The sequence below is a fragment of the Micrococcus sp. TA1 genome, from assembly GCF_014199555.1.
In the GTDB taxonomy this organism is placed as follows: Bacteria; Actinomycetota; Actinomycetes; order Actinomycetales; family Micrococcaceae; genus Citricoccus.
The window spans coordinates 2,311,480-2,328,556 of sequence record NZ_JACHNW010000001.1 but is presented as its reverse complement, the minus strand read 5'-3'; the positions used below and the strand labels follow the sequence as shown (position 1 = coordinate 2,328,556).

At 74.2% G+C, this 17,077-nt stretch carries 15 protein-coding genes; 10 read left to right on the top strand and 5 right to left on the bottom strand.

Annotation, left to right across the window (positions count from 1 at the left end):
* The first annotated feature begins 123 nt into the window (after positions 1-123).
* Both GGQ69_RS10230 and GGQ69_RS10225 read left to right on the top strand, forming a co-directional pair.
* Positions 124-888 (top strand): MBL fold metallo-hydrolase, encoded by a 765-nt coding sequence (locus GGQ69_RS10230; RefSeq protein WP_183527710.1) that lies wholly within the window; start codon positions 124-126, stop codon positions 886-888.
* Positions 885-2,108 (top strand): MFS transporter, encoded by a 1,224-nt coding sequence (locus GGQ69_RS10225; protein WP_183527708.1) that lies wholly within the window; start codon positions 885-887, stop codon positions 2,106-2,108. Before GGQ69_RS10230 ends, GGQ69_RS10225 begins: the two co-directional genes overlap by 4 nt.
* Before the next feature lies 1 nt (position 2,109).
* On the opposite strand, the gene GGQ69_RS10220 is transcribed toward GGQ69_RS10225, so the two are convergent.
* Positions 2,110-3,033 (bottom strand): phosphatase PAP2 family protein, encoded by a 924-nt coding sequence (locus GGQ69_RS10220; RefSeq protein WP_183527706.1) that lies wholly within the window; start codon positions 3,031-3,033, stop codon positions 2,110-2,112.
* Positions 3,034-3,141: 108 nt separating this feature from the next.
* On the opposite strand from GGQ69_RS10220, the gene GGQ69_RS10215 reads away from it, so the two are divergent.
* The 4 genes from GGQ69_RS10215 (at position 3,142) to menD (ending at position 9,006) form a co-directional block, all read left to right on the top strand.
* On the top strand, positions 3,142-3,744 hold the full coding sequence (locus GGQ69_RS10215) for a hypothetical protein (RefSeq protein WP_183527704.1): 603 nt from the start codon (positions 3,142-3,144) through the stop codon (positions 3,742-3,744).
* A gap of 13 nt (positions 3,745-3,757) precedes the next feature.
* Complete coding sequence (locus GGQ69_RS10210) at positions 3,758-4,777, top strand: o-succinylbenzoate synthase (RefSeq protein WP_183527703.1); 1,020 nt, start codon at positions 3,758-3,760, stop codon at positions 4,775-4,777.
* Between the two features lie 110 nt (positions 4,778-4,887).
* Positions 4,888-6,978 carry a PhoX family phosphatase gene (locus GGQ69_RS10205; RefSeq protein ID WP_183527701.1) on the top strand — a complete coding sequence of 697 codons (2,091 nt, stop codon included), beginning with the start codon at positions 4,888-4,890 and terminating at the stop codon, positions 6,976-6,978.
* A 102-nt stretch (positions 6,979-7,080) separates the two neighbouring features.
* Positions 7,081-9,006, top strand: coding sequence for a 2-succinyl-5-enolpyruvyl-6-hydroxy-3-cyclohexene-1-carboxylate synthase (gene menD, locus GGQ69_RS10200; protein WP_183527699.1), 1,926 nt, complete (start codon positions 7,081-7,083; stop codon positions 9,004-9,006).
* Here menD and GGQ69_RS10195 read toward each other — a convergent pair.
* Positions 9,003-10,229: an FAD-binding oxidoreductase gene (locus GGQ69_RS10195; protein ID WP_183527697.1), complete on the bottom strand. Its 1,227-nt coding sequence runs from the start codon at positions 10,227-10,229 to the stop codon at positions 9,003-9,005. The genes menD and GGQ69_RS10195 overlap by 4 nt on opposite strands.
* 86 nt (positions 10,230-10,315) lie before the next feature.
* Here GGQ69_RS10195 and GGQ69_RS10190 point away from each other — a divergent pair, with 86 nt between their 5' ends.
* The gene (locus GGQ69_RS10190; protein WP_183527695.1) at positions 10,316-10,765 is read left to right on the top strand and encodes an Lrp/AsnC family transcriptional regulator; all 450 of its coding nucleotides are present in this window, start codon (positions 10,316-10,318) and stop codon (positions 10,763-10,765) included.
* On the opposite strand, the gene GGQ69_RS10185 is transcribed toward GGQ69_RS10190, so the two are convergent.
* On the bottom strand, positions 10,728-12,167 hold the full coding sequence (locus GGQ69_RS10185; RefSeq protein WP_183527693.1) for an isochorismate synthase MenF: 1,440 nt from the start codon (positions 12,165-12,167) through the stop codon (positions 10,728-10,730). The two genes, GGQ69_RS10190 and GGQ69_RS10185, sit on opposite strands and share 38 nt — an antisense overlap.
* A gap of 55 nt (positions 12,168-12,222) precedes the next feature.
* Here GGQ69_RS10185 and GGQ69_RS10180 point away from each other — a divergent pair, with 55 nt between their 5' ends.
* Together GGQ69_RS10180 and GGQ69_RS10175 are read left to right on the top strand one after the other, a co-directional pair.
* Positions 12,223-13,542 (top strand): geranylgeranyl reductase family protein, encoded by a 1,320-nt coding sequence (locus GGQ69_RS10180; RefSeq protein WP_183527691.1) that lies wholly within the window; start codon positions 12,223-12,225, stop codon positions 13,540-13,542.
* A gap of 9 nt (positions 13,543-13,551) precedes the next feature.
* Positions 13,552-14,622, top strand: a complete 1,071-nt coding sequence (locus GGQ69_RS10175; RefSeq protein WP_183527689.1) for a polyprenyl synthetase family protein — start codon at positions 13,552-13,554, stop codon at positions 14,620-14,622.
* Here GGQ69_RS10175 and GGQ69_RS10170 read toward each other — a convergent pair.
* Both GGQ69_RS10170 and GGQ69_RS10165 read right to left on the bottom strand, forming a co-directional pair.
* Positions 14,598-15,095 carry an HIT family protein gene (locus GGQ69_RS10170; RefSeq protein ID WP_183527687.1) on the bottom strand — a complete coding sequence of 166 codons (498 nt, stop codon included), beginning with the start codon at positions 15,093-15,095 and terminating at the stop codon, positions 14,598-14,600. The two genes, GGQ69_RS10175 and GGQ69_RS10170, sit on opposite strands and share 25 nt — an antisense overlap.
* A complete protein-coding gene (locus GGQ69_RS10165; protein ID WP_183527685.1) occupies positions 15,092-15,571 on the bottom strand; it encodes a hypothetical protein in 480 nt (159 codons plus the stop codon). Before GGQ69_RS10165 ends, GGQ69_RS10170 begins: the two co-directional genes overlap by 4 nt.
* A 142-nt stretch (positions 15,572-15,713) precedes the next feature.
* Here GGQ69_RS10165 and gabT point away from each other — a divergent pair, with 142 nt between their 5' ends.
* A complete protein-coding gene (gene gabT / locus GGQ69_RS10160) occupies positions 15,714-17,069 on the top strand; it encodes a 4-aminobutyrate--2-oxoglutarate transaminase (protein WP_183527683.1) in 1,356 nt (451 codons plus the stop codon).
* Positions 17,070-17,077: the final 8 nt, after the last annotated feature.

Here is a 17,077-nt window from a genome sequence, read left to right as displayed (position 1 = left end):
GTCGGTGCTGCGGTATCGGGCCTGGGCATGGGGGCCATGTTAGCGGCGGCGGGCACCGCGCCGCCTACTTCCCGGGGTTCGGCCGCGCGAGAGGGAGGACCGGCCGGGCGGTAGTCTGGCCCGATGCCAGGCACGGGGTGGGTCCAGCTCTCCGCGCACGCCCACGCCCTGGCCCTGCCGGGCTGGCAGGCCAACGTGGGCCTCGTCGTCGGGACGGACCGGGCCCTGCTCGTGGACACCGGTGCCGGGCCGGTCCAGGCCGCCTGGCTGCTGGACCGCGTACGCGAGCTGACCGCCCTGCCCCTGGTGGCGGTCAACACCCACGCCCACTTCGACCACGTGTTCGGCAACGCCTACCTGGCGGACCCCGGGACCGCCGGCGTGGAACAGGTCTGGGGCCACGAGCGCGCCGCGGCCGCGCTGCGCGAGCACGGCGAGGACCAGCGGGGCGAGGTGCGTGCCCTCGAACCGGCCTTCGCCGCCGGTGAGGGGCCCCACGCGCGGATCCTGCCGCCCACGCACACCGTGGGGGACGAACCGCGGACGATCGACCTCGGCGGGGTCGGCGCCACGCTGTTCCACGTGGGCCGCGGCCATACCGACGGTGACCTGCTGGTCGGGGCCGGTGAGGTCCTGTTCGCCGGGGACCTCGTCGAGGAGGGCGCCGACCCGGCCTTCGAGGATGCCTGGCCCCGGGACTGGCCGACCGCCCTGGCCCGGATCCTCGAGCTGGCGGACCGCTACCGGGTCATCGTCCCCGGGCACGGCGCCGTCGTGGGCATGGACCACGTCCGGCGCATGCTGCACGCCATGGAGCGGGCCGTCGGCGGGGACGGTGCGGTGTACGGCGCGGAGCAGTCGGGGCACCTGGCCCGGCGGTTGTCATGACCAGGCCCCACCCGCTCGCCGCGGCGTTCCAGGTCTACGCGCCCTCGGCCGTCTACTCCGTGGGCGTCGGCGCCATCACCCCGGCCATGGCCCCCGCGGCGACCGCGTTCGGGGCCTCGGTGGCCGTGGCCGCCGCCTCCGTCACCCTCGTCGGGATCGGCTCGCTGCTGGCCAACGCGCCCGCCGCGCACCTGGCCTCCCGGGCGGGGGAGCGCAGGACCATCATCGTCTCCGCCTGGACCGGTGCGGTGGGCGCGCTGGTGGCCTGGGCCGCCGTCGCCGGCTGGCTGTCCGTGCCCGACGCCGCCGGGCTCGCCCTGTTCTTCGCCGGGCTGTTCGTCGTGGGCATGGCCGGGGCGGGGTTCAACCTGGCCCGGCAGTCCTACCTGGCGGTCGCCGTCCCGGTCAGCCACCGGGCGCGGGCGATGTCCACCCTGGGCGGCACCATCCGCATCGGCCTGTTCCTCGGGCCGTTCCTGGGCGCGGGGCTGCAGGCCCTCCTCGGCCTGCACGGGGCGTTCGCGGCCGGTGCGCTGACCATGGCCCTGGCCGCGGCGGGAAGCTTCGCCATCCGGGAGCTGCCCGTGCCGGGCCCGGTGGGCGCGGGGACCCCACCGGTCCCGCAGGCCCGGCCCACCCTGCGCTCGCTGGCCCGGGAGCACCGCCGGGTGCTGACCACCGTGGGCGTGGCCGTGATCTGCCTGTCCGCCACCCGGGCCTGCCGTTCCGCCGTCATCCCCCTGTGGGCCACCCACCTGGGGCTCTCACCCGCGGCGGCGTCCGTCATCTACGGGGTCACCGGGCTGGCGGACCTGCTGATGTTCTACCCCTCGGGGCTGCTCATGGACCGCCGCGGCCGGCGCATCGTGGCGGTGTCCTGCCTGAGCGGGCTGGGCCTGGGCATGGCCCTGATCCCGCTCACCGGCGCTCCGGGATGGTTCACCGCGGTGGCGCTGGTGGTGGGGCTGGGCAACGGCTTCGGTTCCGGGATCGTCATGACCCTGGGCGCCGACTACTCCCCGCGGCAGGCCAGGCCCCAGTTCCTGGCCCTGTGGCGGTTGCAGGCAGACGCCGGCATCCTGGCGGGTCCGGCGATCCTCTCCGCGGTCACGGCCCTGGCGGGGCTCGCCACCGGGATCTGGGTGATCGCGGCAATCGCCGGCGCCGGGGCGGTGGTGTTCGCCCGGGCCCTGCCGCGCGGACCCGGGCCGGTGGCCTGACTCAGCGGCGCCCGGCCTGCCAGCGGAAGAAGGTCGAGAGGAACCCGAAGACCAGCAGCCCCGGTCCCACGGAGAGCAGCAGCCCGGCCAGGAAGTGCCAGCCGGAGTGCCAGTCCGGAACCGGGGTCAGGGCGGCCACACCCCCGGCGGCCTGGAAGGCCAGCCAGGCCCCGGCCGTGGCCAGCAGGCCGCCGAGCCAGAGGGCCACGTCCCAGCCGGGGTGGCCCGCCGGCCGCGGATGACGGGCGCTGGGCCGGCCCACCGTGTTCCACCCCGGTCCCGTGCGCAGGATGACCCAGCCGGCCGCCAGCGCCCAGGCGGCGGCGACCAGGTAGGCCGCCGCCATGTCCGCCGGCCGGTGCCAGGCCTCGATGAACGTGCCCGCCCCCACCGCGGTGGCGAACAGCGCACCGATCGCGGCCGTCGCCGGACGCCACCGCGGGGCCACCATGAGGAACACGGCCAGGGCCGCGGCCGCGGCGAAGGTGGTGTGCCCCGAGGGCAGCGAGTTGCCCGTGTAGTACGGCACCCCGTTGTCCAGCACCGGCCGGACGAACAGCACGTTCTTGAGGACCTGGGTGGTGAGGTTGGCCCCCGCGAACCCCGCCGCCGCCACCAGCGAGGCGAACCAGCGCCGGCGCCAGACCGTGAGCACCAGGAACACGGCGACCCCGACCACCCCGACGATCTGCGGCAACCGGACCAGCACCACGGTCACCGAGCCGTGCAGCGAGGCGAGCCGGTGGGTGGCGGACTCCAGGGCCATGTACTCCGCCAGCTGGCCGGTGGAGGTGCCCACGAAGGCGGTGAAGACCACCAGGAGCAGCGCGATGCAGCCGGCCAGCGCCAGCAGCCAGGCCCAGGGGTCACGGGCCGGCCGACGGGCGGACCGGACGGGCAACGTGTCGGGAACGGCAGAGGGCATGGGCTCCATTGTGGTCCAGCCGGCTGGGAGGATCCCGTCACCGGTCCGTCGACGATTCTTCGCCGGACGGTCACGCGGGCGACGGACGGGCGGTCTATCCTCGGCCCCATGTCCAACATCGCGGGGACCACTCCCGAGCACGCCGCGGCACGCCAGGCACTCGCCCTCTTCGGCTCCGTCAGCCGCCAGGAACCCATCGAGTGGGCGGGGGAGACACCCCTGGCCCCGCAACTGGCCCGGTTCTACCGCGAGGTGGGACCCGAGTGGATCGAGATCGACACCGCCGGGCTGCCCTTCCTGTTCTTCCCGCTCGAACGGCTCTGGGACGAGCAGGCCGGATACCGCTGGAACCGGAGCACCGCGGCCCGGCTGGTGGACTGGAACGAGGAGTGGACGGTGGTGGCCAAGCAGGGCGCGGACCCGTTCATCCTCGACGCGAACACCGGCCAGGTCCTCACCGCGCCCGGGGACGACGGCTGGGAGGACCGGCTGGACGACCCGGAGCCGACCTTCGACTCCCTCGAGCAGATGGCGCTGGCCCTGGCCGCCACCGGCAGCGCCTGGGCCCGGTGGGACAACCCGTTCACCGAGGACTGGACCCTGCGTCCGGAGACCACCGCCGCCGTGGTCCAGGCACTGGAGACCGTCCTCGGTGACCACGCCCGCGCCGTGGCCGCCGCCCGCAAGTTCGGGTACCACCACGCACGCTGAATAGGCTGGGGGCATGATCCCGCCCCTGCTGGCCGGGCTGTCGCTGCCCGGTGCCGACGAACTGCTGGACGGCGCCGTCGTCGTCGCCCAGCCCCTGCACACCCGCTTCCGCGGCACCACCGTGCGCGAGGCGATGCTGCTGCACGGGCCGGCCGGCTGGGCCGAGTTCTCCCCGTTCCCCGAGTACGACGCGGGGGAGTCCGCCCGCTGGCTCGCCGCGGCGATCGAGGCCGGCTGGCACGGCTGGCCGGCCCCCGTGCGGGAGACCGTCCCCGTTAACGCGACCGTCCCGGCGGTCCGGCCCGGGGACGTCGGGCGCGTCCTGGAGTCCTTCGGCGCGGTCCCGGCCGTCAAGGTGAAGGTGGCCGAAGCGGGCCAGGACGTCGACGACGACGTGGCCCGGGTGGCCGAGGTGCGCCGCCTGCTGCCGGAGGCAGCCCTCCGCGTCGACGCCAACCAGGGTTGGGACCACGCGACCGCCCTGGCGGCGCTGGGCCGGCTGGCCGGGTACGGGCTCGAGTACGCCGAGCAGCCGGTGGCGGGCATCGAGGGGCTCGCCCGGCTGCGCGAGGCCCTGGACCGCGCCGGGATCGAGGTACGGCTGGCCGCCGACGAGTCCGTCCGCAAGGAGACCGACCCCGTGGCCGTCGCCCGGGCCGGGGCCGCGGACCTCGTCGTGGTCAAGGTCCAGCCCCTGGGCGGGGTGCGCCGCGCCCTCGGGATCGTGGAGGCCGCCGGTCTGGATGCGGTCGTGTCCTCGGCGCTGGACACCTCGGTGGGGATCGCCGCCGGGGTGGCGCTCGCCGCCAGCCTGCCGCGACTGCCCCACGCTTGCGGGCTGGGCACCGTGGCGCTGTTCGCCCAGGACGTCGCGGACCCGCCCTGGGTCCCCGACGCCGGCCGGCTCCGTCCCGGTCCGGCCCCCGTCCCGGTGGCGCGGGGCGCGCTGCGCGCCGGCGAGGACCGGCAGCGGTGGTGGCGGGACCGGCTCCGCGCGGCCTGGGCGGTGCTGGAGGCGGCCCGGCCGGCCTGAGCGACGTCCCGCTCACGAAGTGTTCACCGGGACGTCACCGTTTCGCGTCCGGAACGCATCCTTCGGGGTGAAGGGTGGAGACGCTCATCCACCACCTTGAGGAGATCTCCTTGCTGAAGCGACACCTGCCCATGGTCGGCCACACCCGGGGCAACCGTTCTGCCGTCACGTGCGCGCTCAAGTGCGGCAACGCGTGCGCCCACCCGGTGCCGAACACCTCGGAGAACCCCCACTTCCGGGACATCGCCAATGCCGCGATCTCGCGCCGGGCCGCCCTGGGCCTGGGCGGCGGACTGGCCGCCGCCGTCGTCGTGGGCGCCCAGGCCGTCTCCACCGCCCCGACCGCGGAGGCCCACGGCGGCACCCACCCGAAGGGCGGCGGCAAGCTCGAGTTCCGGGCCCTCAACGGGGTCCCCAAGACCGTGGACGATGTCACCGTGCCGGAGGGCTACGACTGGAAGGCCATCATCCGCTGGGGTGACCCGTTGTTCGCCGACTCCCCGGAGTTCGACATCACCGCCCAGACCGGTGAGTCCCAGTCCCGGCAGTTCGGCTACAACAACGACTACCTGGACGTCATCTCCGACGGCCGCGACGACCGCCGTGGCTACCTGGTGTCCAACCACGAGTACACCAACGAGAACATCATGTTCTCCCCGGAGTACATCGCCTCGAACCCCGAGGACGTCGTCAACGCGGGCATCGCGGCCCACGGGATGTCCGTGGTCGAGCTCCGGCGCGAGGGCAGGGGCCGGCCCTGGGAGTACGTCCGGGGCGGTCGCCGCAACCGCCGGATCACCGGTTTCACCCCCTTCTCCGTGGACGGTCCGGCCGCCGGGACCGACCTGCTGAAGACCGTAGAGGATCCCACTGGGGCACGCGTCCTGGGCACGCTGAACAACTGCGCCGGCGGCACGACCCCGTGGGGCACCGTGCTCTCCGGAGAGGAGAACTTCGACCAGTACTTCGTCGGCACCGGTTCCGCCGAGGAGGCCCGCTACGGTCTGGGCACCACGCCGACCCAGCGCACGTGGGAGACCGTGTACGACCGGTTCGACCTGAACAACGAGGGGTACGCGAACGAGGTGAACCGCTTCGGCTGGATCATCGAGATGGACCCGGAGGACCCGGAGTCCACCCCGGTCAAGCACACCGCCCTGGGCCGGTTCAAGCACGAGGCCGGCACCGCCGTGCTGTCCCGGGACGGCCACGCCGTGGTCTACTCCGGTGACGACCAGAAGAACGACTACCTCTACAAGTTCGTCTCCCGGAAGAGGTACCGCCGCGGGGACAAGCGCCACAACATGACCCTGCTCTCCGAGGGCACCCTGTACGTGGCGCAGTTCACCGGCGACTCCCCGGCCGCCGAGATCGACGGCTCCGGTAAGGTGCCCTCGGACGGCGCCTTCGACGGCCGCGGCCGGTGGATCCCCCTGGTCAAGAACGACCGGTCCCTGGTCCCCGGCATGACGGTGGAGGAGGTGCTCGTCCACACGCGCCTGGCCGCGGACCAGGTGGGGGCCACCAAGATGGACCGCCCGGAGGACGTGGAGACCAACCCGGTCACCGGCAAGGTCTACATGGCGCTGACGAACAACGACAAGCGCACCGTGGCCACGGTGGACGAGGCCAACCCGGTCGCCACGCCCGGTGGCGGCAACCGCGACGGCCACGTCATCGAGATCACCGAGCGGCGCGGTGACCACACCGCCGAGCGCTTCGGCTGGAACATCCTGCTGCTGGCCGGCGACCCGGCGAAGTCCGAGTCCGTGTACTTCTCCGGCTACCCGGCGGACAAGGTCTCCCCGATCTCCTGCCCGGACAACCTGGCCTTCGACTCCGAGGGCAACCTGTGGATCTCGACGGACGGCGCCCCCGGCAAGATCGGCTTCGGCGATGCCCTGCACAAGGTGACCCTCGAGGGCCGCAACCGGGGCCGCGTGGAGCAGTTCCTCTCGGTCCCGGTGGATGCCGAGACCTGTGGCCCGGTCATCCACGACCGCGACAACTCGGTCTTCGTCAACGTCCAGCACCCGGGCGAGGACGGTGAGTGGGGCAAGCACACCTCGTACTTCCCGGACTACCTGCCGGCCTCCGGCCCGGTGCAGGTGCGGGACCGGGTCGCGGTGCCGCGCCCCTCCGTCGTCCAGGTCTTCTCGACCACCGGCAACAACGGCACGGGCAGGGGCCGGCGCCACTGACCTGAGCCGACACCCGGGCCGACCCCGAGCGGTGCACGGACCTCCTCCGTGCACCGCTCGGCCGTTAACCTGCTGATCAGCCTCCCTCCGTAGGATGTGCCCATGGAGCACTCCCCGGACCCCACGCCCGCCCTGGATTCCCTGCAGGTTGCCCGCACCGTCACCGACGCCCTGCTCGAGGGCGGACTGCGCGAGGCCGTCATCGCGCCCGGTTCCCGCTCCGCCCCCCTGGTCTACGCCCTGGCCGAGGCCGAGAAGGCCGGGCGGGTGCGCCTGCACGTGCGCATCGACGAACGCGTGGCCGCCTTCACCGCGCTGGGCCTGTCGCTGGCCTCGGGCCGGCCGGTCGGCGTCGTGACCACGTCCGGTACCGCGGTGGGCAACCTGCTGCCGGCCCTGATGGAGGCCGACCACGCGGGCGTGCAGCTCATCGCGCTGACCGCCGACCGTCCGATGGAGCTGCAGGGCACCGGGGCCAACCAGACCACCGCCCAGGACGGGATCTTCCCCCTGCACGTGCGTTTCTCCCAGACGCTGTCCGGGGACGTTCCGGTGCCCGAGGGGTCCGACGAGATCCCCGCCTGGCTGGCCGCGGAGGCCGCCCGGGTCTCCGGTCCGGACGCGGACCCGGTGGCCGCCGCGCTGCGGGAGCACCGCGAGCACCTGGCCAGCACGGTCTCGCGCGCGCTGCTGGCGGCCAACGGCTTCGACACCGAGGACGTCGAGGGCTTCGGCGGGGTCCCCGGGGTGGCCGTCCGCGAGTCCGCCCCGGGGCCCGTGCACCTGAACCTGCGCTTCCGGGACCCGCTGGTGCCGGACGCCTCGGACGTTCCCGAGCCAGGCTGGGACGCCGGCGCCGGCGAGGAACTGCTCACCGGACCGGACGGGGACCTGGTCATCAGCCCCGTGGACCTGAGCGAGCAGCTGGACCTGGAGGTCTCGCGACTGCACGAGGCCCGCACCGTGGTGGTGGCCGGGCACGGTTCCGGACCGCTGCCCGCCGCGTTCGCCTCGGCGCTCGGGCTGCCGCTGTTCGCCGAGCCGGGGTCCAACGCGCGGTTCGGCCCCAACGCGATCGGCGCCTACCCGCTGCTGATCGGATCCGCCGGGGGGCTGGGGGAGGACTCGCACCCGCTGGCCGGGCGCATCGAGCAGGTCATCCTGTTCGGCCGGCCCACCCTGACCCGCCAGGTCACCGCCCTGCTGGGCCGGGAGGACCTGCACACGGCGTTCCACCAGCCCGAGCCGGTGGCCTGGTTCGTCCCGGGCAGCCGGCGCGAGCGCCCGGTGGAGGACCTCGAGGAGCTCGCCGTCGTGGCCGGCCGCGGGCCCACCGGCTGGCTGACGGACTGGCAGCGGGCCGGCCACCGCGCCCAGTCCGCCCTGGACGACGCGCTGGCCACCCGGCACGACGACGTCGGCCACCCGGGAGCGCTGCGCACCGGCCAGCTGGTGGCCACCACGGTGGCGGGCCCCCTGGTGCTGGGGTCCTCGTCCGTGATCCGGGACGTGAACCTGTCCTGGCGACCACCCACGGCCCCGGCCTCGGTGGTCTACGCCAACCGCGGGCTGTCCGGGATCGACGGCACGGTCTCCACCGCCAGCGGCATCGCCCTGGCCACCGGCCGGCGCACCGTGCTGCTGTGCGGGGACCTGACGCTGCTGCACGATGCGGGCGGGCTGCTGGTCGGCCCCGGGGAGGCCGAACCGGACCTGGACATCGTGGTGGTCAACGACCGCGGCGGGGCGATCTTCGCCGGCCTGGAGCACGGGGAGGTGGCCGGGCGCCCGGGCATGGGCCCGGTGGTGGAACGGTTCTTCGGCACGCCCCACGCGGTGGACGTGCGGGCGCTGTGCGCGGCCTACGGCGTGGAGTGGGCGCCGGTCACCAGCGAGCGGGACCTGATCGCCGCCCTCGGCCTGGGCAACCCGGTCCGGGGGCGCCGCGTGCTGGAGCTGCGGTCGGACCGGGCCGCCCGGCCGGAGGTGCGCCGGCTCGTGGAGCAGGCGGTGCGGGACAGCTTCTAGCGCAGCGGATCGAACGGGGCGATCGCCGGGTCGGTCCGGCCGGTGAGCATCTGCTCGGCGAGCAGCCTGCCGGTGGCCGGGCCCAGCACGACGCCCCACATGCCGTGACCGCCGGCCACGAACACGCCGGGGGCGCGGGTGGCGCCCACGATCGGCAGCCCGTCCGGGGTCACCGGGCGTGAGCCGACCCACTCGTCCTGGCGGTGGTCCAGGTCCACCCCGGTCATCAGGTTCCGGGCCTGGTTGACGATCGCCTGGATCCGGCGGGGCTGCAGCGGCTCGTCGGGCCCGCGGAACTCCATGGTGCCGGCGATCCGGAACCGCCCCTGGTACGGGGTGCAGGCGATGCGCTGGAACGGCAGGTACACCGAGTGCCGCGCCGGCTGCTCGGTGGCCACCGTGAACGAGTAGCCGCGGCCGGCCTGGACGCGCACCTTCACGCCGAGGCCACGCACCAGCCTCGGCAGCCAGGCGCCGGTGGCCACGACCACCGCGTCCGCGCCCAGCGCCTCGCCCGTGGAGAGCACGACACCCGGATGGGCCCCGCCGGTCGTGATCGAGGTGACCTCGGCGTCGGTGCGCAGGGTCCCGCCCCGGGCCACCACGGAGTCGGCCAGGGCCTGGACGAAGGGACCGGGCTCGATGAACCGCTGGCCGTCCAGGCGGTAGACCACGCCGACCGCGTCGGAGAGCTGGGGGGCCAGCTCGCGGGGGTGCTCCACCCGCTCGAGCGGCACGTCCTGCCCGTGCCGGACGACGCCCTCCACCTCGCGCAGGAAGCCGGTGGCGTGGCGCTCCTCGGTGAACCCGACGATGAACGGTCCCTCGCGCGTCCACGAGTCCACCCCCGAACCGGTCAGCTCGTCGAAGGCCTCCAGGGCCATCCGGTCGATCGGGGTCAGGGCCGCCATGGTCCGGTCCCAGGTCCGGTGGCTGGCGTGGGCCATGAACCGGGCGAAGAAGGACCATGTCGCCGGGTCCCAGCGGGCCGGGACGTGCAGGGCGGCGTCCGGGTCCAGCAGCGCGGTGGGGCCGTAGGTCCACAGCCCGGGCTCGGCGAGGGGGATGGTCTTGCCGGGGGAGAGCCAGCCGGCGTTGCCCCACGAGGACCCGGCGGCCACGCCCTCCCGGTCCAGGACCGTGACGTCCACGCCCCGTTCCTGCAGATGCCAGGCCGTGCTGAGGCCCACGATTCCAGCGCCGATGACGAGTGCAGTGTTCATGCTGACCAGCGTGACAGATCTCACCTAGTCTGGGGGTGACAACGGCGGAATCCTCGCGTTCCGCTCAGAAATCGAAGGATTCCACCGTGCCCGACGAGATCGACCTGGCCCTGCTGCGGGTCCTGCAGCGCAGCGGCCGGATGCCCTTCAGTGAGCTGGCCACGCGGGTGGGGATCGCGGAGTCGACCTGCCACAAGCGGGTCCGGGCACTCGTGGCCTCCGGCGCCATCTCGGGCTTCCACGCCACCGTGGACCCGGTGGTGCTGGGCCTGGGGCTCGAGGCGCTGATCTCGATCCGCCTGCACTCCCACGCCCGGGCCGGGCTCAAGCGGTTCCAGGACTACCTGGAGCGGTTGCCGGCCACGCAGCGTGTGTACTTCGTCTCGGGGGACCGGGACTTCCTGCTGCACGTGGCGGTGCAGGACGCCGCCGCCCTGCGCACGCTGGTGTCCGAGACCCTGAGCGTGCGCGAGGAGGTGGCGGCCACGAACACGTCGGTCATCTTCGAGCACGCCCCGGGCCGGCTGGCGGACTGAGCTCGGACGGGACGGCCCCGGCGCGCAGGCCCAGGGCCTGGAGCATGGGCCGCATCTTCGCACCGGTCTCGGCCAGCTCGGCCGCCGGGTCCGAGGCGGCCACGATCCCGCAACCGGCGTAGAGGCGCACCGTGTGCTCGTCCTCGACGACCGCCCCCCGCAGCGCGATGCCGAACTCGCCGTTGCCGTTGCCGTCCAGCCAGCCCACGGGACCGGCGTAGAGGCCCCGGTCCAGGCCGTGCTCCTCGGCCTCGAGCCGGTGGATGAGCGCGGCTGCGGTGTCCCGCGGGGTTCCGCACACGGCCGCGGTGGGGTGCAGCACCTCGGTCAGCGCCAGGGCACCGGGCCCGGTGCGCCGTGCGCCGTCGGCGCCCACCAGCCGGGCCGTGACGTCCGTGGCGAGGTGCCACACGTTGGGCAGTTCCAGGACGAACGGCTCCTCGGGGGCCTCGAGTGCCGTGGTGAAGGGCCGCAGACGCTCCGTCAGGGAGTCGACGGCCAGGCGGTGCTCGTGACGCTGCTTGCGGTCCTCGACGAGGTGCCGGCGGGCGTGGTCGGCGCCGTCCGCGCCGGACGGCGCGCCGTCTCGGTCCAGGGTGCCGGCCAGCACGCGGGCCCGGGCCGTGTCGCCGTCCACCTTGACGAGCATCTCCGGCGTGGACCCGATGAGCCCGCCCACCGAGTAGGTCCAGCAGTCCCGGTACTGCTCCGTCAGGGTGCGCAGCACCTGCGGGACGTCGACGGCACCGGTGACCACGGCGTCCCGGGCCAGGACGAGCTTCGTCAGGGTCCCCGCCTCGATCTCCCGCACCCCGCGGGCGACGGCCTCGCGGTACCCGTCCGCGGAGATGACGCCCTCGGTGAGCTCGAGGGCGGCGGCGGCCGGCCGGGGGCGGGCCGGGGCCGCGAGGAGGGCGGTCAGCCGCTCCTCGGCCTCCCGGACGCCGGGGCGCCAGCCGGCGGCCGCACGCGCCGCGTACTCGGGGGAGTCGAGGTCCACCTGCCAGGACAGCCAGGTCCGGCCTCCCGTGGACCCGACGACGAACTCGGGGACCACGAGGACCGAGTCGACGGGGCTGTCGTCGGCGAAGGCGAACGCGGCGAAGGCGAGGGGGGCGCGGCGGGGCAGGCCGGCGTCGGGCAGGGTGGTCCGGGACGTGTCCGCGGCCTCCGCGGCCGTGGCGGCCATCCACCAGCGCCGGGCGGCGTCGAAGCGGCCGGGCCCGGTGGTGGTGAACCGGGCGGCGGTGCCGAGCCCGACCATCCCCTCACCGAAGCGGATCCAGGCGCACTCGTCGCCGGAGACCAGCAGGTCCGCCAGGGCCGCGCCCCCGGGGACGGGGCGGGCGGAGGTGACGGACGCCAGTCGCGGTGGGGGCGCCCCAATACCGGGGGTGTTCATGACCCGTCAAGCCTACCGGCCCGGCAGGGTCCGGCCGGTCTGGGAGAATGGCCGGGTGGAACCTGCAACGAGAACCCGGGTACTGATCGCCGGGGGTGGCCCGGCCGGGGCGACGGCGGCCTGGCACCTGGCGAGCGCCGGCGTCGAGGTCATCGTCCTGGAGAAGACCGCCTACCCGCGGGAGAAGGTCTGCGGGGACGGGCTGACGCCGCAGGCGGTGCGCGAGATGAACCTGATGGGCCTCGCCCACGCCCCCGAGGACGGCTGGCAGCGCATCCGGGGCCTGCGGCTGGTGGCCGGGGGCCGCGCCGTGGAGGTGCCCTGGCCCCAGACGGACACCTGGCCGGACTACGCCCTGGTGCGCACCCGCAACGACTTCGACGAACTCCTCGCCGCCCACGCCCGCGCCGCCGGCGCCACCATCCTGGAGCGCCACTCGGTGAGCTCGGTGCTGCGGGACGGGGCCGGCACCGTGACCGGGCTGCGCGCCGAGCTGCTGGACGGCCGGGGCCGGAAGACCGGCGAGTCCCGTGACTTCCACGCCGACGTGGTGATCGCCGCGGACGGCAACTCGACCCGCACCGCCGTATCGGCCGGGCTGTCCAAGCGCGACGACCGGCCCATGGGCGTGGCCGTGCGCGCCTACTACTCCTCCCCGCGCCACGACGACGAGTGGATGGAGTCCTGGCTGCAGCTCCCGGACGCGGACGGCAACCTGCTGCCCGGCTACGGCTGGCTGTTCCCCCTGGGGGACGGCACCGTCAACGTGGGGCTCGGCATCCTGGACACCTCCCCGCAGTTCGGCAAGCTCGACTACCGCGCCATCCTCAAGGACTGGAGCGGGGCCCTGACCGAGACCTGGGGGCTGAGCGAGCAGACCCGGGAGTCGAGGATCCTGGGCGCGGCCCTGCCGATGGGCTTCAACCGCACCCCGCAGCACGTGCCCGGGATGCTGCTGGTGGGGGACTCGGCCGGCATGGTCTCCCCCTTCAACGGGGAGGGCATCTCCTTCGCCATGGAGGCCGCGCGGCTGGCCGCGGACGTCACCGTGAGCGCCCTGCGGCGCGCCACGCCGGCCGGCCGCGAGGCCGAGCTCGCCCGGTACCCGCTGCTCACCCACGAGACGTGGGGCGGGCACTTCGCCCTGGGGTCCTCGTTCGCCCGGCTCATCGGCCACCCCGCCGTGCTCAGGGCCGCCCTGGCCACCGGCATGCGGACACCGGCGATGCTGCGCCGGGTGGTGCAGGTGATGGCGAACCTGGTGGACGCGGACGGCACCGCGCCGGTGGACCGGCTGGTGCGGCTGCTGGAGTCCGCGGTCCCGGCGGCCACCACGCTGGGGCCCGATGCCTCCCGCGAGGTGAAGGTTGGATAGGCTGTCCCGGTGACCTCTCCTGAACCCGACGTCTCCGTGGGCAGCCTCGCGCTGCCGCCCGGCTTCGAGCGCCTGGCCGAGAACGGCGAGCTGCTGGCCACGGTGGCGACCGCCCTGGACCGGGTCGAGCAGGAGCTCGCCGAGGCCGTGGCGAACGCCGACCAGCTGGCCGACCTGACCAGCCGCCACCTGCTGGAGGCCGGCGGCAAGCGCGTCCGTCCCCTGCTGACCGTGCTGTCCTCCCTGCTGGGCGACCCCGGCGTCGGCACCGGGCAGGTCGGCGAGGTGTCCGCGGCGGTCCGCTCGGCCGCCGTCGTGATGGAACTGACGCACCTGGCCACCCTGTACCACGACGACGTCATGGACGAGGCGCCCGTGCGCCGCGGGGCACCGGCCGCCCACGAGCTGTGGGGCAACTCCGTGGCCATCCTGGCCGGGGACCTGATCTTCGCCCGGGCCTCGCAGCTGATGGCCTCGCTCGGGCCCGAGGCCGTGGCCATCCAGGCCCGCACCTTCGAGCGGCTCGTGATGGGCCAGTTGTGGGAGACCGTGGGCCCGCAACAGGACCAGGACCCCCTGGAGCACTACCTGCGCGTGATCTCCGGCAAGACCGGGTCGCTCATCGCCGCGGCCGGCCGCCTGGGCGCCTTCTTCGGCGGCGCCGACGAGGCCACCGTGGACACGCTGGAGGACTACGGCGAGAAGGTCGGCATGGCGTTCCAGCTGGCCGACGACGTGATCGACCTGACCAGCGCCTCGGCCACCTCGGGCAAGGTCCCCGGCACCGACCTCAAGGAGCGGGTGCCCACCCTGCCGGTGCTGCTGCTGCGCCAGGAGGCCGCCCGCGGGGACGCCGCGGCCCGGTCCGCGCTGGAGCTGGTGGACGGGCCGCTGGACACGGACGAGCAGCTGGCCACCGCCGTGGCTGCCGTGGCCGCGCACCCGGTGATCGAGTCCGCGTGGGAGATCACCCGCGGCTGGGCCGACGACGCCCGTGCCGCCCTGGCCCCCCTGCCGGACTCGCCCGTGAAGGACGCCCTCGAGGCCTTCGCCGACTACGTGGTGCGCCGCGACGCCTGAGCCAGCACGTCCTCCAGGGTGATGGCGAGCTCCCGGGCCTTCAGGGCCCGGACCTCCGGCTCGACGGCGTGCCGCATCTGGCGGTAGAGCATGTCGTCACTCCAGCGCGGGAACACGTGCAGGTGGTAGTGCCACACGTGCTGGTTCCCGGCCGGTTCGTTGTGCTGGCGGGTGGAGATGCCCTCCGGCCCCCAAGCCCGCTTCATGGCCAGGGCCACGTGACGGGCCATCAGCGCGATCCTCTGCAGCACGTGGTCCGGGAGCTCGTAGAGCGTCTCGTAGTGCCGGGCCGGGGAGATCATCGCGTGCCCCTCGTACGGCCCGAAGCCGTCCACCGCGATGAACACGATCACGTCCTCGTCCTGGTAGACGAGGTCCTCGAGCTCGCAGCGGTTGTCCGGGTCGGACACGTCGCCGTCGACCAGGCCGCAGAACGGGCAGACATACCCTTCGGGGGCGTGGGACGGGATCACGCGTCCTCGCCCTCCTCCTCGAAGGTCCACTCCAGCAGGTCCAGGGTGAACTCGCTGAAGGTGCCGCCCTCGCAACTCCACTCGCCGTGCTCCTCGTCCGCCCCGGTGGTGCGGCGCCAGACCAGCGGGTCCGGCAGGGAGACGTCCGCGACCGGCAGCCCCCAGACGGTGCTCTCCTCGGCATCCTCCAGGAACATCAGGTACCCGTCCCGGACGTCCAATTCGTCGGCGTCCCAGAAGAAGTGCCCGGTCTCCAACAGGTCCGGGCAGTTGCCCAGGGCCTGGTGGAACTCGTAGAGCGCCAGCGGGACGCGGAAGGTGCCGCCGGCGGCCCGCGCGGCCTGCGCGGCGGGCGAGGCGGACAGCAGGGCGTCCAGTTCACCGGCCTCCAGGCCGTCCTCGGGTGACCACGGGGCGTCCAGGTGGGCGGGGACGAGGTCCTTGAAGCGGGCGAGGAAGAGGGGTTCGGCAGACATGGTCCTCAGTCTAGGCTCCGGCCCCGACCGGCCGGCCCCGGCCCCGCGCCGGCCGGCGCCCCGCCGGGTGCGCTCCGCGGACCGGGGTGCCGTGGAGCCCCGCCCTATCTCTGCCGTGGGCGGCGCCACTACGCTCGTCGTCATGACCATCGAGTACCGCCTGGACCAGCATCGCACCCTGACCACCGACCTGCCGGGCCCGCGCTCCGCGGCCCTGGCCGCCCGGCGCGAGCGGGTGGTGGCCGCCGGGGTGTCCTCCGGGCAGCCGTTCTACGTCCAGGACGCCGACGGCGGGATCCTGGTGGACGTGGACGGCAACGCGTTCATCGACCTCGGGTCCGGCATCGCCGTGACGAGCGTCGGCGCCTCGGCCCCCGCCGTGGTCGAGGGCGTGCGGGAGCAGGTCGGGCACTTCACCCACACCTGCTTCATGGTCGCGCCCTACGAGGGGTACGTGGCCGTCTGCGAGGCCCTGGTCGAGGTGAGCCCGGGGGACCACGCCCAGAAGGCCGTGCTGTTCAACTCGGGTGCGGAGGCCGTGGAGAACGCCGTCAAGATCGCCCGCATCGCCACCGGCCGCTCCGCCGTCGTGGCCTTCGACCACGGCTACCACGGCCGGACCAGCCTCACGATGGCCCTCACCGCCAAGAACGCGCCCTACAAGGGCGGGGACGGGACCACGTTCGGCCCCTTCGCCCCGGAGGTCTACCGGGCCCCGATGAGCTATCCGTTCCGCGAGGAGAACCCGCAGATCACCGGCCACGAGGCCGCGGAGCGCGCGATCCGGATGATGCAGAGCCAGCTCGGCGGCCGGAACGTCGCGGCGATCGTTATCGAACCGGTCCAGGGTGAGGGCGGGTTCATCGTCCCGGCGCCCGGCTTCCTGCCGCGACTGGCCGAGTACGCCCGCGAGCAGGGCATCGTGTTCATCGCCGACGAGGTGCAGACGGGGTTCTGCCGTACCGGGGCGTGGTTCGCCGCGGAGCACGAGGGGATCGTCCCGGACCTCATCACCGTGGCCAAGGGCATGGCCGGAGGCCTGCCGCTGGCCGGCGTGATGGGCCGGGCCGAACTGCTCGACGCCGTCCACGGCGGTGGCCTGGGCGGCACCTACGGCGGCAACCCGGTGGCCTGCGCGGCCGCCCTCGGCGCGATCGCCACCATGCGCCAGGAGGACCTGAGCGGCCGGGCCCGGCGGATCGAGGAGATCGTCCGTCCCCGCCTGGAGGCCCTGGCCGCCCAGACGGGCGTGATCGGGGACGTCCGCGGCCGCGGCGCCATGCTCGCCATGGAGTTCGTGCGGCCCGGCACCCGTGAGCCGGACGCGGAGATCGTGCAGGGGATCATCGCCGGCTGCCGGTCCCAGGGCGTGGTGATCCTCAGCGCCGGGACCTACGGCAACGTCATCCGGCTGCTGCCGCCGCTGGTGATCGGCGAGGACCTGCTGCTCGAGGCGATGGACGTGCTCGAGGCGGTCGTCCGCGACGCCGCGGGGTGATCCCCGCC